This is a genomic window from Providencia sp. (assembly GCF_040396775.1).
Lineage (GTDB): Bacteria > Pseudomonadota > Gammaproteobacteria > Enterobacterales > Enterobacteriaceae > Providencia.
The window spans coordinates 1-22,906 of sequence record NZ_JBEBNT010000003.1; the positions used below are offsets into that span (position 1 = coordinate 1).

18 protein-coding genes and 1 other RNA gene are annotated in these 22,906 nt (G+C 41.7%); 9 read left to right on the forward strand and 10 right to left on the reverse strand.

Features of this window, described 5'->3' with window-relative positions; all coding sequences use genetic code 11:
* Window positions 1–453: 453 nt before the first annotated feature.
* Window positions 454–1,866 carry a pyruvate kinase PykF gene (pykF, locus tag ABWP91_RS04420; protein WP_206084038.1) on the forward strand — a complete coding sequence of 471 codons (1,413 nt, stop codon included), beginning with the start codon at window positions 454–456 and terminating at the stop codon, window positions 1,864–1,866.
* 415 nt (window positions 1,867–2,281) lie between these two features.
* Entirely contained in the window at window positions 2,282–2,518 is a 237-nt protein-coding gene (locus ABWP91_RS04425; protein WP_353242221.1) for a major outer membrane lipoprotein, read from the forward strand.
* 96 nt (window positions 2,519–2,614) lie between these two features.
* Here the strand turns inward: ABWP91_RS04425 and ABWP91_RS04430 are convergent, their stop codons facing one another.
* The 9 genes from ABWP91_RS04430 to ydiJ all read right to left on the reverse strand — a co-directional run bounded on the left by ABWP91_RS04430 (window position 2,615) and on the right by ydiJ (window position 13,425).
* Window positions 2,615–3,679, reverse strand: coding sequence for a L,D-transpeptidase family protein (locus ABWP91_RS04430; protein WP_353242222.1), 1,065 nt, complete (start codon window positions 3,677–3,679; stop codon window positions 2,615–2,617).
* Between the two features lie 213 nt (window positions 3,680–3,892).
* Window positions 3,893–4,309: a cysteine desulfuration protein SufE gene (sufE, locus tag ABWP91_RS04435; RefSeq protein ID WP_353242223.1), complete on the reverse strand. Its 417-nt coding sequence runs from the start codon at window positions 4,307–4,309 to the stop codon at window positions 3,893–3,895.
* A 36-nt stretch (window positions 4,310–4,345) separates the two neighbouring features.
* Entirely contained in the window at window positions 4,346–5,584 is a 1,239-nt protein-coding gene (gene sufS, locus ABWP91_RS04440; protein WP_353242224.1) for a cysteine desulfurase SufS, read from the reverse strand.
* Window positions 5,585–5,588: 4 nt separating this feature from the next.
* Window positions 5,589–6,896, reverse strand: a complete 1,308-nt coding sequence (sufD, locus tag ABWP91_RS04445) for a Fe-S cluster assembly protein SufD (protein ID WP_353242225.1) — start codon at window positions 6,894–6,896, stop codon at window positions 5,589–5,591.
* Complete coding sequence (gene sufC, locus ABWP91_RS04450; protein ID WP_047757043.1) at window positions 6,871–7,617, reverse strand: Fe-S cluster assembly ATPase SufC; 747 nt, start codon at window positions 7,615–7,617, stop codon at window positions 6,871–6,873. The genes sufD and sufC overlap by 26 nt, the downstream gene beginning before the upstream one ends.
* 45 nt (window positions 7,618–7,662) lie before the next feature.
* Entirely contained in the window at window positions 7,663–9,162 is a 1,500-nt protein-coding gene (gene sufB / locus ABWP91_RS04455; protein WP_219248685.1) for a Fe-S cluster assembly protein SufB, read from the reverse strand.
* Between the two features lie 16 nt (window positions 9,163–9,178).
* Window positions 9,179–9,547 (reverse strand): Fe-S cluster assembly scaffold SufA, encoded by a 369-nt coding sequence (sufA, locus tag ABWP91_RS04460; RefSeq protein ID WP_353242226.1) that lies wholly within the window; start codon window positions 9,545–9,547, stop codon window positions 9,179–9,181.
* A gap of 408 nt (window positions 9,548–9,955) precedes the next feature.
* On the reverse strand, window positions 9,956–10,372 hold the full coding sequence (locus tag ABWP91_RS04465) for a hotdog fold thioesterase (protein ID WP_353242227.1): 417 nt from the start codon (window positions 10,370–10,372) through the stop codon (window positions 9,956–9,958).
* Window positions 10,372–13,425, reverse strand: a complete 3,054-nt coding sequence (gene ydiJ / locus ABWP91_RS04470) for a D-2-hydroxyglutarate dehydrogenase YdiJ (protein WP_353242228.1) — start codon at window positions 13,423–13,425, stop codon at window positions 10,372–10,374. Before ydiJ ends, ABWP91_RS04465 begins: the two co-directional genes overlap by 1 nt.
* A 256-nt stretch (window positions 13,426–13,681) precedes the next feature.
* On the opposite strand from ydiJ, the gene ydiK reads away from it, so the two are divergent.
* Window positions 13,682–14,797 carry an AI-2E family transporter YdiK gene (ydiK, locus tag ABWP91_RS04475; protein ID WP_353242229.1) on the forward strand — a complete coding sequence of 372 codons (1,116 nt, stop codon included), beginning with the start codon at window positions 13,682–13,684 and terminating at the stop codon, window positions 14,795–14,797.
* A 226-nt stretch (window positions 14,798–15,023) separates the two neighbouring features.
* An RNA gene (rprA, locus tag ABWP91_RS04480) (antisense sRNA RprA) lies at window positions 15,024–15,134 on the forward strand.
* A 377-nt stretch (window positions 15,135–15,511) separates the two neighbouring features.
* On the opposite strand, the gene ppsA is transcribed toward rprA, so the two are convergent.
* On the reverse strand, window positions 15,512–17,890 hold the full coding sequence (ppsA, locus tag ABWP91_RS04485) for a phosphoenolpyruvate synthase (RefSeq protein WP_353242230.1): 2,379 nt from the start codon (window positions 17,888–17,890) through the stop codon (window positions 15,512–15,514).
* Window positions 17,891–18,152: 262 nt separating this feature from the next.
* Here ppsA and ppsR point away from each other — a divergent pair, with 262 nt between their 5' ends.
* From ppsR to ABWP91_RS04510, 5 genes are all read left to right on the forward strand, one after another.
* Window positions 18,153–19,016: a posphoenolpyruvate synthetase regulatory kinase/phosphorylase PpsR gene (ppsR, locus tag ABWP91_RS04490; RefSeq protein WP_353242231.1), complete on the forward strand. Its 864-nt coding sequence runs from the start codon at window positions 18,153–18,155 to the stop codon at window positions 19,014–19,016.
* A 124-nt stretch (window positions 19,017–19,140) separates the two neighbouring features.
* Window positions 19,141–20,190, forward strand: coding sequence for a 3-deoxy-7-phosphoheptulonate synthase (locus ABWP91_RS04495; RefSeq protein ID WP_353242232.1), 1,050 nt, complete (start codon window positions 19,141–19,143; stop codon window positions 20,188–20,190).
* Window positions 20,191–20,448: 258 nt separating this feature from the next.
* Window positions 20,449–20,655: a hemin uptake protein HemP gene (hemP, locus tag ABWP91_RS04500; protein ID WP_353242233.1), complete on the forward strand. Its 207-nt coding sequence runs from the start codon at window positions 20,449–20,451 to the stop codon at window positions 20,653–20,655.
* 85 nt (window positions 20,656–20,740) lie between these two features.
* Window positions 20,741–21,262, forward strand: a complete 522-nt coding sequence (locus tag ABWP91_RS04505) for a Plug domain-containing protein (RefSeq protein WP_353242234.1) — start codon at window positions 20,741–20,743, stop codon at window positions 21,260–21,262.
* Window positions 21,214–22,902, forward strand: a complete 1,689-nt coding sequence (locus ABWP91_RS04510) for a TonB-dependent receptor domain-containing protein (protein WP_353242235.1) — start codon at window positions 21,214–21,216, stop codon at window positions 22,900–22,902. The genes ABWP91_RS04505 and ABWP91_RS04510 overlap by 49 nt, the downstream gene beginning before the upstream one ends.
* Window positions 22,903–22,906 lie beyond the last annotated feature (4 nt).

The window sequence follows — 22,906 nt, forward strand, 5'->3', positions numbered from 1 at the left end:
ACCACCTTGACATGGTGGGGGTCGGTAGTTCGAGTCTACTCGGACGCACCATTTCCTAACATCTTCATTTATATTCCAATATTTTCTTGATTGTCACTTAAACTTGCCTTATTTTGTTGCGCAACAATTTAACTCGCGTAAAATCAACTGAATAATTGATCTTAGCTATCTCTTCATTCAATTTAGTAAAATTTGATTTGTCTCACAGTTTTTTGTTGTCTATAATACACGCGTTGGCTGAAAGGTTTCACCAACAATAAATCAGTACGTTAGCTTTAATGAAGTTTGTCGACTACACTATAATTAGAATCAAATTGTGACAAGTTTCATTATAATATGAATTAACACCAGACTGTCGCCTATTCTTATAAATGAGTTGCGCAACAAGTTTTATCATGCGCACTAAGCATCGGCGGCAATACCGATTTCCTTTATAACCTTAGATAGACTGCCATGAAAAAAACCAAAATTGTTTGTACTATCGGCCCAAAAACCGAATCTGAAGAAAAACTGACCCAACTGTTAGATGCGGGCATGAATGTCATGCGTCTGAACTTCTCCCACGGTGACTATGAAGAACATGGTCAACGTATCAAAAATCTTCGCTCTGTTTGTGCAAAAACTGGTAAACAAGCAGCTATCCTGCTGGACACTAAAGGCCCTGAAATCCGCACCATGAAATTAGAAGGCGGTAACGATGTTTCCCTCGTTGCAGGTCAAACCTTTACGTTTACCACTGACACATCTGTCGTCGGTAATAAAGACAAAGTTGCTGTCACCTACGCTGGCTTAACAGCTGACCTAAAAGTCGGTAACACTGTTTTAGTTGATGATGGCCTGATTGGCATGAAAGTCACCAATGTGACCGCAACTGAAGTGGTTTGTGAAGTCTTAAACAATGGTGATCTTGGCGAGAAAAAAGGTGTCAACCTACCAGGCGTTTCAATCGGCCTGCCTGCATTAGCGGAAAAAGACAAAGAAGATCTCGTATTCGGTTGTGAACAAGGTGTTGATTTCGTTGCAGCATCTTTTATCCGTAAACGCTCTGATGTGGAAGAAATTCGTGCTCACCTGAAAAAACACGGTGGCGAAAATATCCAAATTATTTCTAAAATTGAAAACCAAGAAGGTTTAAACAATTTTGATGAGATCTTAGAAGCCTCTGACGGCATCATGGTTGCTCGTGGCGACTTAGGTGTTGAGATCCCAGTCGAAGAAGTTATCTTCGCGCAAAAAATGATGATTGAAAAATGTGTTAAGGCTCGTAAAGTCGTTATTACTGCAACACAAATGTTAGATTCAATGATCAAAAACCCGCGCCCTACTCGTGCTGAAGCCGGTGATGTGGCGAACGCCATTTTAGACGGTACTGACGCAGTTATGTTGTCAGGTGAAAGTGCGAAAGGTAAATACCCTGTTGAAGCTGTGACTATCATGGCGACTATCTGTGAGCGTACCGACCGCGTAATGCCAACTCGCATTGACAACCAAAAGCCAAGCCAGCGCTTACGCGTGACTGAAGCAGTATGTCGTGGTGCAGTTGAAATGTCTGAAAAACTAGACGTTCCACTGATTGTTGTTGCAACCTACGGCGGTAAATCAGCGAAATCTGTTCGTAAATACTTCCCGACTGCACCAATTCTTGCCTTAACCACAAATGAAGAAACCGCACGCCAGTTACTGTTAGTAAAAGGTGTAATCCCAATGATTGTTGGCGGTTTCACGTCTACCGATGACTTCTACCGTGAAGGTAAACGCGCTGCATTAGAAAGTGGTTTAGCGGTTGAAGGCGATGCAGTTGTCATGGTATCAGGTGCATTAGTCCAGAGTGGCACAACTAATACCTCTTCTGTTCACGTTCTGTAATTAATTTTTTATAGAATGCTAAAAGGCCGATAATTGTTAATTCAGTTATCGGCCTTTTTTATTTTGAGTTAACATTTAATGCTATCTTGACTTAACTATTTATCCATTTAGATTTCTTTAGCAAATATCCTATCTCTATTTAAGTGTAATATCACAAAACGTTCGTTAATTGTTCAAATAACAACCTTCATTAATCTTAATTGAAATTTTTCTTCTTTTTCCTACGACTAAATGTAAAGTATTTCTAGCAAATCTTTAAATTAAGTACTAGCATAAGACTTAGTAAGTGCCATACCCTAATTTTCATTAGGTTGTTTTAAAGGGATATAGCAAGCTTAAAGATAATCGTCTTGGCTCTATTATTTGGTGACTTGCTCTTTATATTTTCAAGATAATCAATCTAGAGGGTAAAATAATGATTCGTACTAAAATTCTACTGGGCTCTATCGTATTAGCTTCAGCATTACTAGCGGGTTGTTCTAACAGCACTGACGTGCAAAAACTCTCTTCAGACGTGCAAACTCTGAATGGTAAAGTTGATCAGCTGAGCAACGACGTTCAGTCACTGCGTTCTGATGTTCAGACAGCTCAAGAAGAAGCAGCACGTGCTAACCAACGTCTGGACAACCAAGTCCGTACTTACAAAAAATAAGTTCGAATTGGTCGTTATCTAGTTGAAACGACGCTTCTTAGAAGCTGATAGTATTTATGAGGGCCTATGAAAATAGGCCCTTATTTTTTGTGCTGATTATTGAACAGCTAAAGAGGAACGGTACTTGGCAGGTAATAATGCGCCGATTTTACCATCGTAAATCGGGCCAGGTTGTGAAATGGTGAACGGCTCAATCGGTGTTAACCCTTCATATTGGTTTTCATGCGCTGGTTCATTAGTACCCTGATCATTATTTATACGTACAGGCATCCCAGAACGCCTTGTAAGCTCTTTTTGGACTAAAGCCTTATCAATCCCTTCATTTTCAAGAAAACGTTTGAAATCGTCAGAGAGCTTGATTGGCATGGTTTGTGGATCATCATGACTCGAACGAGATAACGGCTGATGCACTTCAATGTAATAACTACCATCCGCTTCTTTGGAATATTTCACTGCTTGGTCAATCACTTGAACACGAGTTCCTCTCGGAACCGTTTTAAACAGGGCTTCAATATCATCAGGACGTAAACGAATACAACCAGAACTTACGCGCATTCCAATTCCGAAGTCCGCATTGGTGCCATGGATTAGATACTCACCACGACCATGAGCTAAACGTAAAGCATACAAACCCATTGGGTTTTCAGGGCCAGCAGGAACAACGGCGGGTAATGTAATCCCTTCTTTTGCGTAGTTTTTACGAATATTCGCAGTCGGTGTCCATGTTGGGTCTTTAATCGACTGGCTGACTGACGTGACCATTTCAGGTGTATCACGGCCTAATTGGCCAATACCGATTGGATAAACAATGACATTATCGCTGTTTGCAGGGTAGTAATATAAACGCAACTCTGCCAAGTTAATCACGATACCCGTTCTTGGCGTTGAGGGTAATAACATTTGTGCAGGAATAATCAGCTCTTTACCCGCTTCTGGCAGATAAGGGTCCGTCCCCGGGTTTGCCTCAAGCATCCCTAATAAGCCAATTTCATGTTCACTAGCAATCGCTTCAAGGGGACGACCATCACTCGGCACGATATAGGTGTAATTTTCCCCGATTAAGCGGGTGTTACTATCCGGTAATGGGTACTCTTTTGCCTGAGCCGGCGCAAACAACGCACTCATGACAAACAAACTTGCCACCGTTAAAACTCTTTTCATACCTACTCCAAAATAGTGTACTGACAATAACGCAATGATTATTGCTCATAATAGCAACTATTCTTAATATCTTTAATACTTAATGAATATTTTAGTTAACTAATATTATTGAGCAAATCTTTATACGATGATTGTATTTTGATAAGGACTTAATTAGGTGGGAAGTTAAAGCCAAAAAATAGACGAGGGAACTGAGTCGCTCCCTCGGTAAAACTAAACTAATTCGTTTGCACGCGCTAAGATGGTGCGGATCATGGCATTCAACCCTTGAGTTCGTGAAGGGGTTAAATGTTGCTCTAACGCTAATTGCTCAAAAAAGGATTTTACATCTAATGCTAATATTTGCTGCGGTGTTTTACCTTGAAAAAGAATAATGACAATCGCCACTAGCCCTTTAACAATTGCAGCATCGCTATCCCCTGCAAAGGTAATTGAGCCATCCGATTGCAACTGCATATCAATCCACACTTGGCTTTGGCAACCCGCAATTAGATTACTATCACTTTTTTGTGTTTCATTAAGCTCAGGTAAACGCCCACCTAGCTCAATCATATACAAATAACGTTCTTCCCAATCCTGACAACGTGCAAAATTACGTAATAATTTATTTTCATCGGGTAATGCAGGCATACTCACTTCCTTTACCATTCTCTTAATTTTTTGTGCTTAGCCTAACAATTTTTTAATGCGCTGTAACGCATTGAATAACGCATCAATATCTTCTTTAGTGGTATAAATCCCCACCGAAGCGCGGCACATAGCAGGAACATGGTAATGCTCCATCAACGGTAAAGCACAGTGGTGCCCTGTTCGGATAGCAATACCATACCTATCCAAAAAAGACCCGACGTCATAGGCATGGTGCTCACCAAGATTAAAGGCCAAAACGCCTTCACGTTGGTCGTTACCGTATAGCCTAATGGACGGAATATCTTTAAGCTTTTGCGATGCATACGCCATGATTTGCGCTTCATAAGCAAAGACATCGTGTAAATTTAATGCAGTCAAATAGTCAAATGCGGCGCCTAACCCAATAATTGCACTTACATTTGGTGTACCTGCTTCAAAACGCCAAGGTGCATCTGCAAAGGTAATTCCCTTAGTTAGGCTAACTTGGCGGATCATTGCCCCACCGCCTTCCCATGGTGGCATCACATCTAAGACAGCCTTTTTGCCGAACAAAATACCGATACCCGTTGGCCCGTATAATTTGTGCCCTGAGAACACATAAAAATCACAGTCTAAATCCTGTACATCAATTTGTTGATGCATTGCACCTTGGGCACCATCCACCAAAATTGCCAGTTCACTGTCTTTTTGTGAGGCAATATCACGTGCTTGTTGGATAATCTCTTTGACTGGATTGACAGTGCCTAGCACGTTTGAAATATGCGTAAAACTCAATAAGCGTGTTCGTGTATCGATCAATTCATTGAGTTTATCTAGCTGCAATGTTCCATCATCTGAAATAGGGATCACGCGGACTTCAAAACCAATTTCTTCGGCTAATAAAAACCAAGGAACGATATTGGCATGGTGTTCCATCTCAGTAATGACAATATTATCGCCTTCAAAGAGATGTTTTCGCCCATAGCTATTCGCAACGAGGTTAATCCCTTCAGTGGTGCCTTTCACAAAAATGATTTCTTCGTTTGAACCTGCATTGATGAAATCAGCGGCCTTTTGGCGCACCTCTTCCATCATGGTTGTCGCATTAGCACTGAGTGTGTGAATGCCACGGTGAACCGCGGCATACTGATGTAACGTAAATTCACTCTCGCGCTCAATAACTTGCAACGGTTTTTGCGCACTCGCTGCACTGTCTAAATAAACGAGTGGATGGTTATTCACTGATTGTGATAAGGCAGGAAAATCCTGCCTGACTAACGCAACATCAAATGACATGGGATTAAACCTCCGCTAAGCGCTGGCGGATGTTTGCCATCACAGCTTGCTTTAACTCTTCCGACTCAATAGACTCTGTCAACTCTGCAGCAAATGCGATGATGATCATATGCTTAGCCGCTTTACCCTCAATCCCTCTTGAGCGCAGATAAAACAATTGTTCATCATCAATTCGACCCACTGTCGCACCATGACCACATTTCACGTCGTCTGCATAAATCTCAAGCTGTGGTTTCGTATCGATTTCAGCTTTATCACCGAGCAACAGGGTATTGTTCGTCATCTGGCCATCAGTTTTCAGTGCATTTGGGGCAACTTTGATCATCCCATTAAACACCGCTTTACTGCTGTCCATCGCAATCACTTTATGCAATTGACGGCTGTTACAGAAACTGTTGTTATGCTCTAAATACGTCCGCGTATCCGCAATTTCGTTGTCTTTTGGCAACAGTAAACTGTTAAGCTCAAGCTCGGTATTTTCACCATCAAGACGAGCACTCGTGTGGTTACGTGTTAAGCCAGCACCTAACAAGAAACTGGTGCTTTTAACGCGACTATCACGGCCAACCACAATATCGTTATGGGCGAAATGTTGTGCCTGCGAATTTTCTACATTGAGTTTAAAATGGCTAAAGTCTGCATTGTCACCCACTTCGGCGGTTAAACGGCTACCCGTCATATGCGATTGACCATTTAAACTGACAAAGTGTTCAATGACCTGCGCTTTACTGTTGGTATCGAGTGTTAAATGATAACGATACTGGCTGATATTCATCGCCTGTTCATCATTTTTTCCACTCGAAATATTCAGTAAATACAACGGTTTTTCTGCTATTTTATTTGCGGCTAAGTGGATCACTAACGGTTGTACCGCCAAGCTTTCCGTTAAATGCAAAAAGATTTCGCTATTGACTGGCGCTGGCAGTAAATCTTGATTATCGAGCAAAGACACTTGGAATGGCCCAACATCAATAGAGCTGAGTGCTGAACTATAGCGCCCATCAATTAATACAATGCGGTAAGCGTCAATTGGTAACGCGAGCTTTTCACATTCACTCGTGACAGCATCTGCATCACTAAACTGGTATTGAGTATTCAATACGCTATTTAGTGGCGTGTAGTGCCAATCTTCATGACGAAACGCAGGTAAGCCGACTTGTTTCGCCTGCTCCCAATGTTTTTTTGCATGCTGCGAATTTTCGCCTAAGCGTTGTTCAAATAGTATTGCAAAGCGTGACATTGCTTGCTCATTGAGCGCAGCAACTTCAGCACGCTTTTGTGCTCTTTCACTGTTGGTCAATAAGCCAGCCATAACCCTGCTCCTCCAGTTTTTTCGCTAAACTGAAATCACCTGATTTGATGATTTTCCCTTGATATAAGACGTGGACAAAGTCAGGTTTTACGTAATCTAAAATGCGCTGATAGTGTGTCACAATAATGAATGAACGCTCAGGAGAACGCAGTGAATTCACACCGTTAGCAACAATTTTCAGGGCATCGATATCCAGACCCGAATCCGTTTCATCAAGAATACAGAGTTGTGGTTCTAATGCGGCCATTTGTAGGATGTCATTACGTTTTTTCTCACCGCCGGAGAAACCGACGTTAACTGAGCGCGCTAATAAATCCTCTGGCATTTCCAATAATTTAATTTTATCTTCGATAAAGTCTTGGAAATCAAAACGATCTAATGCATCTTGTTGGCGATATTCACGCACAGCATTAACAGCTGTTTGTAAGAAAAATTGGTTACTCACGCCAGGAATTTCAACGGGGTATTGGAATGCTAAGAAAACGCCTTCGCCCGCACGTTCTTCTGGATCTAATTCAAAAAGGTCTTTACCTTTAAAGGTCACTGAACCGCTATCAATTTCATATTCTTCGCGACCAGCAAGCGTTGCCGATAATGTACTTTTACCTGAACCATTTGGGCCCATAATGGCGTGAACTTCCCCTGGTTTCACTTCCAGAGATAATCCTTTTAAAATTTCATTACCTTCTACACTTACGTGTAAATCTTTAACACTTAACATATTTACATGCCTTTAGCGCTTGCGCGCAAATAAACTTGATAAGGATCAGCCAACGCTGTGCTCTAAGCTGATCGCCAGCAATTTTTGTGCTTCTACGGCAAACTCTAATGGAAGCTCCGAGAATACATCTTTACAGAAACCATTTACAATCATAGAGATAGCATCATCTTCGCTAATTCCACGTTGTAAGCAGTAAAACAGCTGGTCTTCACCAATACGTGATGTTGTGGCTTCGTGCTCAAGCTGTGCCGTATTATTTTTAACTTCCACATAAGGGAAGGTATGCGCCCCACACTGTGTACCAATTAACATGGAATCACACTGCGTGAAGTTACGCGCGTTTTGGGCGCTTGGCAGGATTTTGACTAAACCACGGTAGCTGTTTTGGCTCTTACCCGCTGAAATCCCTTTTGAGATAATCGTTGAACGGGTATTTTTCCCGATGTGGATCATCTTGGTACCGGTATCTGCTTGCTGGTTACCGTTGGTCAGTGCCACAGAGAAGAACTCACCGACTGAGTTATCCCCTTTGAGGATCACGCTTGGGTATTTCCATGTAATCGCGGAGCCTGTTTCAGACTGCGTCCACGACATTTTGGAATTTTCGCCTTCACACAATGCACGCTTAGTCACGAAGTTTAAGATACCGCCTTCTTCACTATCCCCACCGGAGAACCAGTTTTGGACAGTAGAGTATTTAACTTCAGCATCTTTGTGGATAATAACTTCAACAACAGCGGCATGCAGCTGATAGCTATCGCGAACAGGTGCTGAACACCCTTCGATATAACTGACGTAACTGCCCTCGTCTGCAATCAAAATTGTGCGTTCAAACTGCCCTGTTTTAGCGGCGTTAATGCGAAAATAAGTGGAAAGCTCCATTGGACAGTGTACTCCTTTTGGGATGTACACAAAGGTACCATCAGAAGCAACCGCCGCATTTAACGCTGCGAAAAAGTTATCGTGGCTTGAAACGACACTGCCCAAGTATTTCTGAACTAATTCAGGGTATTCTTGGATAGCCTCGCTAAATGAGCAGAAGATCACGCCGTGTTTCGCAAGGTCTTCACGGTAAGTGGTCGACACTGACACAGAGTCAAAAATGGCATCAACAGCAACAGCTTTACCTTCTCGAACAGGTACGCCCAGTTGGTTAAACGCTTCTTCGACTTCTGCCGTTAAGTAATTATTGGTTTCAGCAACGCCTGTTGCTTGGGTTGCCCCAGATTGCGAACCACAGGTATCATCACATGAGCCACAAGATGGCGCGGAATAATAGCTGTAATCCTGATAATCAAGATTTGGGTATTGGGCTTTGAGCCAATGGGGCTCTTCCATGCCTTTCCAGTGATTAAAGGCATCAAGGCGGAATTGTAACATCCACTCAGGCTCATTACGTTTCGCGGAAATAGCGCGGACAACATCTTCGTTGATCCCTTTCGCCATTTCATCTGTTGCGACTTCCGTAAAGAAGCCCTCTTTATAACGCTGGTCATCAAGCCAGCTTTGAACATCATCGCCAACTTCTACATTGCTCTGTGACATAATCTGACTTCACATGTTAAACGCCGAAGCTTTCACCACACCCACAGGCATGTTGGGCTTTCGGGTTATTGAATTTGAAAATTTGATTCAGCCCTTCTTGGACGAAATCAACGACTGTGCCATCAATAAATGGCATTGCTTCTTTTGGCACATAAAGGTGTGCCCCATCGAGTTCAAATAACAGGTGGTTGTCGGTTGGGTTTTCGATCATCTCAAATACATAACCGAAGCCCGCGCAGCCAGACTGTTTAACGCCGAGTGAAAGCCCTTTAGTGTTTGGGTTTTGCACCATCAATTTTTTGATTTGTTTTGCAGCGCTTTGTGTCAGGCAAACTCCCTGCCAATTGTTTTCATCAAATGAAAATGTCTCTACACCGTCAGTCATATTGACCCCACATTTCTTATGGCTTTTCAGCCTGTTATCAGGAGATTAACTCTGTCTACCCTATGGTAATGATTACCTATGCTACTTCAACCATTTGTTTTAAGAGGTTATAGCTATTTTAGCACTTTTTTTATCCAATTAGAGCTCACTTATTAAACAAAAACAACCAAAACACAACTTAACATAATGAAAAATAACAGATAAATAGAGTTACATTTTTTATTTAATTTTGTACTAATAAATACACAAAAATGACACAAATTAATAAAGATGCATTTATTATACAACTTAATTTATTTGATAAAAATGAAAATGCATTCATCTGAATACGTAGATGGGGGCAATTAATAAAAACAACAACTCGTTTTCGAGATATTTTCCCGAAAACGAGATAGACAAAGAAAGGTGTTACTCAAATAAAACGGCGGTTGTCAGGCGTGATGTGCAACACAATTTACCTTGCTCATTGAAAATTTCAATGTTCCAGACTTGCTGACGCCGACCGAGATGAATGGACTTGCAAACGCCACGTACAATACCTGAACGCGCAGCACGAACATGGTTCGCATTGATTTCAACACCCACTACGCGTTGTTCACCTTCAGTACACATATAACCTGCGATAGATCCTAATGATTCAGCCAATACCACGGATGCACCACCATGTAGCAACCCAAAAGGCTGCTTTGTTCGTTCATCCACCGGCATCGTGCCTTCCATATAATCATCACCCACCTTGGTGATTTCGATACCAATATGCCCTAGCATGCAAGTTTTTGACATTTCAGCTAATTGTGCTAAATCAAATTGACGTTTCCAAATCATTAAACAATCTCCAACAAAGCTTGAATCGGGTGTTTTATTAACGTATTTTCCATGCGTTTTACTTGGCTGCGGCAAGAGTAACCTGAACTTAAACAACGCTCTTTTGGCAGTGACGACATCGCCCCTTTCCAAGATAAGTTATAAATTCCTTTTGAGTTTTCAAGGTTTGCAACCTCGTGCCCATAAGTCCCTGCCATTCCACAACAGCCCACACTCACATTATTAAGCTGCTGCCCAAAGCGCGCAAATAAAGATGCCCATTGGTTCACGCTGTTTGGCAGCGCTGTCGACTCGGTACAATGCCCGAAAAAGTACCATGGCTGTGCTGCACTTGTTTGTGCAATTTGTGGTTCAGGCAAGGTAATTAACCATTCATGCGCCAACATTACCGTAAATTGGCACTGATCTTTACCTAAAATTTCATGATATTCATCGCGATAACACAAAACTAACGCAGGGTCGACGCCCACCATTGGTAATTGCAACTTTGCCACGCGGTTTAAAAAGTCAGCGGTTTTACGGGCCGTTTTTGCGAATTTAGAGAGGAAACCTTTAATATGCTGCGCTTTACCATTCGGTGAAAAAGGCAATAAAACAGGTTTATAACCTAATTTTTCGATTAATCGCACGAAATCTGCAACAACTTTCGCATCGTAATAGCTGGTAAAGGGGTCTTGCACCACCAGCACATAATTTTCCCGTTGCCCAGCGCTCATACCTTCAAGTTGCTCTAGCGTCACAGCGACTGCGGCATGACCTGAAAGCTCTTGTTTTAAGGTGGGTTGTGAAAACAGCGGTAAATCTACCATTCCGATAGTACGTTCACTTAATTTTTGTACGATATTTTGGCGCAGGAAAAAATTAAAAATACCAGGGGCTTTTGACAGTAACGGCGCACTAGCTTCTACATTTGCAACAATATGGTCACGAACAGGGCGCAAATAGCGGCCGTGATATAACGCTAAAAATTTTGCTCTAAACGATGGCACATCAATTTTAATTGGGCATTGTGTTGAACATGCCTTACACGCCAAACACCCTGACATCGAGGCTTTCACTTCATGGGAAAAGTCATAATCACCTTGTTTAGCTCGCCACGTATTGCGTGTTTTCTCAATCAACCCACGTAATGATGGTTGTCTCTGTGTGATGCCTTTTTCGAGATGTTCCGGTGTTACACCTTGCTCAGCAAGTAACCTCAGCCATTCGCGCACTAATGTGGCGCGCCCTTTTGGTGAATGAATACGCTGGCCACTGATTTTCATCGATGGGCACATTGGGCTTTTTACATCAAAGTTAAAACAGAGCCCATTACCATTACAGTCCATTGCGCCACGGAATGCTTGGCGCATTTGTACAGGGATTTGACGATCGTAAGTACCACGTTTAATGCCATCCACTTGTTTCATTGGTGCATCTAAACCCGCAGGCGGGCAAATTTTCCCCGGGTTCAAACGGTTGTCAGGGTCAAATGCCGCTTTAATATTCCGTAATTCACTGTACAGCACGTCACCAAAGAACTCAGGGCTATACTCCGCGCGGAAACCTTTACCATGCTCCCCCCAAAGGAGGCCACCGTATTTCGCTGTTAATGCAACAATTTCATCAGAAATTTGTTTCATTAATATTTCTTGCTGTGGATCGCACATATCTAGCGCAGGGCGCACATGTAGAACCCCTGCATCCACATGGCCAAACATACCATAATTGAGTTTATGGTTATCCAGCAACGCCCTAAATTCAACAATATAATCAGCAAGATGCTCTGGTGGAACACATGTATCTTCAACAAATGGAATAGGCTTAGCGGCCCCTTTACTGTTACCCAGTAAACCAACCGCTTTTTTACGCATATTATAAATGCGCGTGATATCATCCAGATCATGACAGGTTTGGTAGCCAATTACGCCTGCTTGATTGCTTGCCATTAATTCATCTAAGCGCTGACACAAACTTTCAGTCAATTGATTGATTTCATCTTCATCGTCACCGCTAAATTCAACAATGTTTAACCCTAACATTTCTTTGTTTGGCACATCTGTAATTAAGGCTTTGACGGAATGCCAAACGATGTCTTCCTTCGCAAGATTAAGCACTTTTGAATCCACAGTTTCAACGGATAATGCTTTTGCCTGCACCATGAAAGGCGCATTACGCAGTGCAGATTCAAACGAGTCATATTTTACATTCACTAAGCGGCGTACTTTCGGCAGCGGCGTAATATCCAGCGTCGCTTCCGTGATAAAGGCAAGTGACCCTTCAGACCCTGTTAGAATACGGGTGAGGTCAAACTCCGTTAACTCATCGTTAAACACATGGCGTAAGTCATAGCCCGTTAAAAAACGGTTAAGCTTGGGAAATTTCGCTTCAATTAACGGACGTTGTTCAAGGCAGCGCTCTAATACCGTTTTATAGATACGCCCCACCACCGAATCTTCAGACGCAATCGTTTGGGCGAGCGCAATAGGCATAGCCCGTGTATCAAGGCATTCGCCTCCCAATACCATCGCTTTAACGCCTAATACATGGTCAGAGGTTTTACCATAAACCAGCGAACCTTGTCCTGATGCATCTGTATTAATCATCCCACCTAGTGTAGCGCGGTTACTGGTCGATAATTCCGGCGAGAAAAAATAGCCGTATGGCTTTAGAAATTGATTGAGCTGATCTTTTATGACCCCCGACTCAACCTTCACCCAACCCTGCTCTGGATTAATTTCTAAAATGCGGTTCATATAGCGGGACATATCGACCACAATCCCTTCTGTTAAGGATTGCCCGTTTGTTCCTGTACCACCGCCACGTGGAGTGAAAGTGAGTTCACGGTATTTTTCTTGCCCAGCAATACGTGTAATAATTTGCACATCCGCACTGGAGCGCGGAAAAACGACGGCTTGGGGCAGCAACTGATAGATACTGTTGTCTGTCGCCATGGATAATCTTTCTGCATAACTGGTGCCATTATCACCCGTAAAGCCGTGTTCTTGCAGCTCATGCAAGAACGCAATGACGAGTTGGCTGAGATGAGGTGCTTCTGATATACGCGGGATCATTATTAACGATAACTCTTGTTGTTTAGTGTTCGCATTACTCGTTATGTACTATCTTTATTTTAAGTTGCACAATAGTGTCTTAGGTTTATGAAAAACGGTATTCACAGCCTGTAAAGACAGTACAGCCGCTGATGACATTGTCGTCATGAACCATATCACAATATTGTTTTTTTTAACCGTGAAAAATAATTACGTTATTTTCACCTTAAAAAAGACCATATACGCAGAATTTTCATTTGTTAAGGATCAATCATTAATGGAAAAATCGCAAAAACGTTTGGATCTTCCTAAACTTATTTTCGGGCTGTTATCCATCGTTTTAATGATAGCCGCCTGTTTTTGGGTGCTTAATCCCTTTATTCTCGGTTTTGTTTGGGCAGGAATGATGGTCATTGCGACTTGGCCGTTGTTATTACGCCTTGAAGCCCGCCTGTGGAATAAAAGATGGCTTGCTGCCTTAGTGATGGTTCTCCTCATTTTACTGCTGTTTGTTATCCCACTGGGTATTTTAATCGGTAGCATCATTGAAAATAGCTCCCCACTCATTGAGCTGGCAAAGTCGCCATCAAGCCTCACATTGCCTGACTTAGAGTGGTTAAATACCATTCCAATGGTGGGTGAAAAAATTTATTACGCATGGCACAGTTTAGTGGCAAGCGGTGGCAATGCGCTACTCGCTAAAATGCAACCATACTTGGGTCAAGCCGCAGGTTGGTTTGCCACACAAGCGATTAGCGCAGGGCGTTTTGTTTTCCACTTAATATTAATGCTGCTCTTTAGTGGTTTGCTCTACCTAAAAGGCGAAACAGTCATGTTAGGCATGCGTCATTTTGCCGTTCGCTTAGCGGGGATCCGTGGTGATGCCGCTGTTGTCTTAGCCGCACAATCTATTCGTGCTGTTGCACTGGGTGTGGTGGTGACCGCATTGATTCAAGCGATTGTAGGTGGCGTTGGCCTTGCACTATCTGGGATTAGCTACGCGGCTATTCTAACCGTATTGCTGTTTATCTGCTGCGTGGCGCAATTAGGACCCTTATTAATCATGATCCCGTCAGTATTATGGTTATTTTGGACTGGCGACACTACGTGGGGCATTATTTTGGCAGTTTGGGCTGCCATAGTAGCCACCATGGATGGTGTACTACGCCCATGGCTGATTAAGATGGGCGCTGATTTACCGATGGTTCTAATTCTAGTTGGAGTTATTGGCGGCATTTTATCATTTGGTATGATAGGGCTGTTTATTGGTCCTGTTGTTTTAGCGGTTTCATACAGTTTATTAAAGGCTTGGATGAATGAAGTCGCTCCGCCTAGTGAAGACCTAAGTGAAACCGAAAAGTTTCTCGAAGAAGAATTCTTGATTAAGAAATAATTTTATTCATTGAAACAGATATGTTTATCGATAAGCATATCTGTTTCATTAATGGTTCTTCTCACATTAATATTTAGAAACAATATTTAACATTCTAACGTTAGTATTCAGCTTAATTTATGTTAACATAAAAGTACTGAATATTTCTCTTTACGTAACAATAGGTAATATTAATATTGAGAGATTTCTTAATGATTGTATAATTTTATTAGTTTATTATCCAACCATTGAATTAAATGAATCTAATCACTATGCCTTCCCCCTTTTTTGGTGTAGAGAAAAACTGAATTGCTGTGTGTAGTCTTTGCCTGTCAGCCCATGATAGGCTTTTTTTTTGCCTAAAAAGTGAATATGAATAATATTCATATCTAAATTAAATCATCAGTTTACAAACATTGATTAAAATCAATTTTTAATTTACTTTAAATAAGTAAATATACTCCTTTAGCATTATCCCACACACTTTCTTTTTAATTAATCACGTTAATGATTAACCCAGCACCTAAAATTATTACACATATTATGAGTAATAATGTGTGTGTATTTATAATATGTATGACATATTAAATGCATAATCATTCGCGACTTTTTTATATCTATCTTATTAAGCAATAGTTATTACCAATTGCAATGATAGGAATTTCAAATTAGTAAAAAGGCCGATTGGAGGGATCCCCAATCGGCCTTTTCAATTAATGATAATAAACAGTTGTGCTATTGATTTTCTGCAATTGTTAGCCACGTTTGAACCACTGTATCTGGGTTCAATGATAAGCTATCAATACCTTCATCAACTAACCACTGAGCAAAGTCTTGGTGGTCAGATGGGCCTTGTCCGCAAATACCCACATATTTATTTTGACGTTTCGCCGCTTTTATCGCCATCGAAAGCATTGCTTTAACGGCATCGTTGCGCTCATCAAATAACTCTGAAACAACACCAGAATCCCTGTCTAAGCCTAATGTTAGCTGTGTCATATCATTAGAGCCGATTGAGAAACCGTCAAAATGTTCAAGGAATTGATCGGCTAACAGTGCGTTTGATGGAATTTCACACATCATAATCACTTTTAAGCCGTTCTCACCGCGCCTTAAACCTTGCTTCGCCAGTTCCGCAATAACAGATTCAGCTTGTGCAACAGTACGTACAAATGGGATCATTACTTCAACGTTAGTAAGACCCATGGTGTTACGCACACGCTTAACCGCCTCACACTCCAACGCAAAACAATCACGGAAGCTGTCAGATACATAACGCCCTGCTCCACGGAAACCAAGCATTGGGTTTTCTTCATCTGGCTCGTAATCATCACCACCGACTAAGTTAGCATATTCATTAGATTTAAAATCAGATAAACGAACGATAACACGTTTTTGCCAGAAAGCGGCCGCTAACGTAGAGATCCCTTCAGTTAATTTGCCGATATAGAATTCAATTGGATCCTCATAACCTGCCATCATTTCACGAATTTCAGCTTGTAATTCAGGCGATTTTTTATCGAATTCAAGTAACGCCTTTGGATGAACCCCAATCATACGGTTGATGATAAATTCTAGACGCGCTAAACCCACACCTTCGTTTGGTAAACACGCAAAATCAAATGCACGGTCAGGATTACCCACGTTCATCATAATTTTGACGTTAAGGTCAGGCATATCGCTCACTTCTGAGCTGTGAATTTCAAATGCTAACTCACCGTCATACACAAAACCTGTATCGCCTTCAGCACAAGAGACCGTCACGTTTTGGCCTTCTTGTAAACGCTCTGTTGCATCACCACAACCCACCACCGCAGGAATACCCAATTCACGCGCAATGATTGCAGCGTGACAAGTACGCCCACCACGATTAGTGACAATAGCGGCCGCTTTTTTCATGATAGGTTCCCAATCAGGGTCTGTCATGTCAGTGACCAACACATCACCCGGCTGAATTCTATCCATTTCGCTGAGATTATGGATAACTTTCACTTTACCAGCGCCAATACGATGACCAATAGCACGGCCTTCCACCAGCACCTGACCTTGTTGTTTTAACTGATAACGCTCCATAACTTGCTGGTTAGAACGTACTGTTTCTGGTCTTGCTTGAACAATATACAGGCGCCCATTATGGCCATCTTTTGCCCACTCAATATCCATTGGGCGACCGTAGTGTTTCTCAATCTGTAATGCTTGGCGAGCTAGTTCTTCAACCTCAAGGTCAGTCAAAGAGAAACGATTGCGTAACGCTTCTGGGACATCTTCTATTTGCACTTGTTTGCCGTGCTCTTTACTGTTGGCATACACCATTTGTAATTTTTTAGAGCCAAGGGTACGGCGCACAATTGCAGGGCGGTTACTTTTCAGTGTTGGTTTGTGAACATAGAACTCATCTGGGTTCACAGCACCTTGCACTACCATCTCACCTAAACCATAAGCTGAGGTGATGAAAACAACCTGATCAAAACCAGATTCGGTATCAATGGTGAACATCACACCCGATGACGCCAAATCAGAGCGAACCATTCTTTGTACACCCGCAGATAATGCTACGCCGCGGTGGTCGTAACCTTGGTGCACACGATATGAAATCGCACGGTCGTTAAATAAAGAGGCAAATACGTGTTTAATCGCAACTAAAACTGCATCAATACCTTGAACGTTTAAGAATGTTTCTTGTTGCCCTGCAAATGAAGCATCTGGCATATCTTCTGCTGTCGCAGACGAACGCACAGCAAATGAAGCTTCCGCTTCACCTTCAGAAAGCTGAGCAAACGCATCACGAATATCTTGTTCCAACTCCTTCGTCAGTGGGGTATCAATCACCCATTGACGGATCTGAGCACCTGCTACAGCCAGTTGGTTCACATCATCAATATCCGTTTCATCTAGCAGGTTGTAAATACGCTGATTTACACCGCTCTGCTCCAGAAAATCATTAAACGCCTGTGCGGTTGTCGCGAAACCGTTAGGTACGGATACACCCAGATCAGATAAGTTAGTGATCATTTCACCGAGAGAGGCGTTTTTGCCCCCTACACGGTCAACATCATTCATCCCTAATTGGTTATACCAAAGTACATTACACGGAGTGAGGCCATTTGTGGACATTGAAAGCGATCCTTTTATAGCAATTTAGTGACAGAGTACAAATCGTAAAAAATCTCGTTGGCGAAATATCGCCTCGTAAAATAGACTAGCACAGACGCTATGAGAAGATGGACAGGTGAATCGTTCCATCAATTAAGAAAACTTTTTTGTTCTAAAAATCGTTCAAAAAATGGCTATACTTCCCCCTATAAATTAATTTTTAAACTTTAAACAAAGATAATATCCCTCGATAACCAGTGATAAATACAATAAGAGGCTAATAATGATGACCGAATTAGGAGCAATAAATACAATGGCCAGCCAAGTTCAACGCACTGTTTTCTTTATTTCTGATGGTACAGCGATTACCGCTGAAACTTTAGGGCATGCTGTACTTTCTCAATTTCCCCTTTCATTTACCTCTTATACATTACCGTTTGTTACCACACCGACCCGTGCAGAAGAAATCAAACAAAAAATAGACGCACTGTATGCAGAAACACAGATTCGCCCTTTGGTGTTCTATTCCATCATCTCCCCTGAAGTTAAACAGATAATCACTCAAAGCTCTGGGTTTTGCCAAGATATCGTCCAAAGCCTTGTTGCGCCAATTCAAAAGGAAGTTGGACTTGAACCGGAGCCTAAACTAAACCGAACCCACGGTTTATCAATGCAGAATATGAATCAATACGATGCACGCATTGCTGCGATTGAATACACATTGGCTCACGACGATGGTATTTCCCTAAGAAATCTTGACCAGGCTCAAGTCATTTTAATTGGCGTTTCCCGCTGTGGTAAAACTCCCACCAGCCTTTATTTGGCCATGCAATTTGGTATTCAAGCGGCAAACTACCCGTTCACTGCGGATGATATGGACAACCTACAGTTACCCGTAGCGCTACGCCCTTACACCCACAAATTATTTGGTTTGACCATCAGCCCAGAGCGATTAGCCGCAATCCGTGAAGAGCGCCGTGAAAATAGCCGCTATGCCTCAATTAGGCAATGCCGCATTGAAATCGCTGAAGTGGAAGCGCTATTTAGGCAGAATAAAATCAATTATTTAAATACTACTAACTATTCTGTAGAAGAAATTTCTGCAAAAGTGATTGATACCATGGGGCTACAAAGACGTATATTTTAGTGAATATAAAATAAAAAAAATTATTCATTCAATTTACGTTGGAGGTTGAAATTAAGCCATATTCGTTTATTGTGATCTTTATCACTTATATGGCGACAGCCTATTCAAGTTTTTGAGAACAAAAATGCACAAAACTGATGAATTACGTACTGCGAGAGTGGACAGTTTAATCACACCACAAACTCTCGCCGATGAATTTCCTATTTCCGCAGAAGTTGCCGAAAACGTGACAGCGTCACGAAAACGGATTGAGCAGATTTTATCAGGCCAAGACCCGCGTTTATTGGTGATTGTCGGCCCTTGCTCTATCCATGATATCGATGCCGCTATTGAATATGCAAAGAAACTCAACGAATTAAGAAAGCACCATCAAGACCGCTTAGAAATAGTCATGCGCACCTATTTTGAAAAACCACGCACTGTTGTAGGCTGGAAAGGCTTAATCTCTGATCCAAACTTAGACAATTCATGCCAAGTCAACACCGGTATTCGCCTTGCCCGAAAGTTACTGATTGAGGTTAACCAACTAGGCTTAGCAACAGCGACCGAATTTCTCGATATGGTGACGGGTCAATATATTGCTGACTTAATTAGCTGGGGCGCAATTGGTGCGCGTACAACTGAAAGCCAAATCCACCGCGAAATGGCTTCAGCATTGTCTTGCCCTGTTGGGTTTAAAAATGGGACCGATGGCAATATCAACATTGCCATTGATGCGATTAGAGCCGCAAAAGCACAACATATGTTTTTATCACCGGATAAAAATGGCCAGATGACCATTTACCAAACCAGCGGTAACCCACATGGCCATGTCATTATGCGTGGTGGTAAACAGCCAAATTACAGTGCTGGTGACCTTGCAGCTGCGTGCGATAAACTGCGTAAATTTGAATTACCAGAGCACTTAGTGGTTGATTTTAGCCATGGCAATTGCCAGAAAATTCATCGCCGCCAACTTGAGGTTGCACGGGATATTGCAGAACAGATTAAAGATGGTTCAACCGCAATTAGCGGTGTGATGGCAGAAAGTTTTTTAATTGAAGGTACACAGAAAGTCAGCCCAGAACACCCCTTGGTTTATGGTCAATCAATTACTGACCCTTGCCTTGGTTGGGATGATACTGAACAACTGATTGAAATTCTTGCTCAAGCAGTGGAACATCGCTTTAAATAATTTTTCATCCTATCGCCCCCACTCGCTTTGATTAATTTCTTATCAAAGCGAGCTTAAATCATCACCCAGAGAAATAAAAAAACGAAATTAATAGACATGCCAATATTAATACCTATTAATTTTTAATTATCACCTCATTTACTCCAAAAAAACCTTGACCCTCCACTCCGTTAACGATAATAATTCTCACTGCTAACACGCTGCTCGTTAGAAATCCCATGAGAAAATTTTATGACCTTATTAAAAAAGACAAATCAAATGATATCGAAGAACCTTTTTTTAGATAAAAGTGAAGAACAACATTCGGTATCTATTGAAACAAAACCAACTCAGGCGATATTAACAACACGCATGGTTGATAGTCAGCAGTTACTTAATAAGGATGGCAAAGTTGAAATCTTACACCGTGGGGAAATTTACCAACTAAAGCAAACACGCTCAGGTAAATTAATCCTAACGAAATAAATAAGTTATACCGACAATCTATAGCACGCCACCCAGATAGCATCAAGGCAGCCAACTTAAACGACACATAAGGAAAGGATTTCCTATGCTATTTAACCTGATGCCTGCATCAATATCTAACCACCAACACAAATATAAACTCCGTTTTTCAACGATTGCTACTGCTTTAGCCGTGACCAGTACCAGCCAAATTGCACTTGCACAACAAGAGGCAAGTGACATTATACATGTTAGCCAATCACCGTTTGACCACGAAAAAATTGCTGTTGCTCAGCAAGTTGATGTTATCGACGCCCAAGCCCCTGAATTACAATCTGCCACTTCTGTTTTAGATTTACTCAAAGGGCAGTCGGGAATACTCGTTACAGGCGCGGGAAGTACGTATGGGCAAAGCGTGCAAATGCGAGGTTATGATAGCCGAGGCGTTAAAATCACTGTCGATAATGTCACGCAGGATTTTAGCTCTGGCTTGTTTGATGCCACCTTTATTGACCCGACTCTCGTGAAAAAAGTTACCGTTTATAAAGGGGGTGCTCTCTTCACCATGGTGGTGGGGCATTGGCAGGGCTTGTTTCAATTAAAACACTCAACGCCACTGACTTACTGAAACCTGGCCAAAAATTAGGTGGGCAGGTCTACAGCGGAATTAACCGTAATGATCATAGCTACTATGCAGGTAGTGCGTTATATGGACGTACTGGTAATTTAGATGCCCTACTAAGCTACAGTAAACGCAAAAAACAACTCGATGATGTGTTTACTCCAAAAAGCCTAAACCACGATGAAAATATTGATAACTGGATGATAAAAACCACTTGGTTTGCCCGCCCTGAATATCAAGTTACATTACAGCTCAAAGAATATCGCAACGAAAGTATTACGCTAAAACAGCCCTCTGTTCAGGTCGATATGACGCGATACAAAAATACGCCTCATGAAAGAAAAAGCCATCAGCGGGATGTTATCATCAATCAGCACTTTGACCTTAATAATCAATACAACTGGCAGGCTGATTGGGATGCTTACTATTCAGTTCTAACGTTAGATCAACTTGACATTGTTAAGGTCAATAGTATTTTCAATAAAATCAATAAATATGATCAAGAAAAGCGCCATCAATATAGCTATGGAACGACATTTTCTAATAGTTTCAACCTTCCTATAAATGCCATCGGAAACCAATATATCCAAAGTGGTTTCGACTATACCAAACAACAACAAAAATCAAATGCCCATGCAACCAGTTACCCCCCTGCTGAATTAGCTAATACATCTTTTTGGTTAATAGATGACTTCACTCTGGCTCACTACCCAGTCACCTTCTCAGCTGGTACGCGGTTTACCCATTACCAAACGTCACGTAAAGAATTTGCAACCAATACACAAACGAATTGGTCCTCACGGTTTGCGATTAGTGCAACCCCGATTCATTGGCTAACACTACGCACATCATATTCAGAAGGCTACCGTACCCCAAAAATGGCTGAGTTATATAATAACTCACAGCATTTCTCAATACCTTTCACCAAAATGGTGTCTAATTTTAGAGTCTCTCCAGACTTACAGCCTGAGACAAACAAAACTTATGAAGCCGGTTTAGACTTCAGTTTTGATGAAATCGCTTTTACGGGTGATTCTTTGCAATTTGGCTCTACATTTTTTAGCACAAAAGCTAAAAACCATATCACCGTCGATGGTACATATTCAGCACTTGAAAACAGTGATAAAACCATACGCGGTTACTTCCCCGATGAAACATTTTTCATCAACGTCCCTTCTGCAACGATTTATGGGTTTGATAGCTTTATTCAATATAAAACCTATTGGTTTGACTTAAATGCAAGCTATAACCAAACCATAGGCAAAGAAGACAAAGACAACTACTCACTTTCAGCTATACGCCCCGAAAGTCTGGTTGTGCGCTTTAATGCACCTATTTTAACAACAGGTCTCTATCTTGGTTGGGTTGGCGAGTTTTCAGCAAAAACAAAATTTGAAGGAAATACAACTTACCAGTTACCAAAGCATAAATCGAAAAAAGGTTTGGATCGCTACCATAAAGAGGTCGTCCAATATGCCGGTTATGGCGTTCATGATTTCTACATCAACTACAAAGCAGATCAATTCATTGAAGGGCTCAGTTCAACATTAGCCCTCAAAAATGCGTTTAATAAGAACTACGTTTCTTCTATGGGCATTCCACAAGAAGGCCGTAATTTCTACTTTAACGTGAATTATAAATGGTAACGAA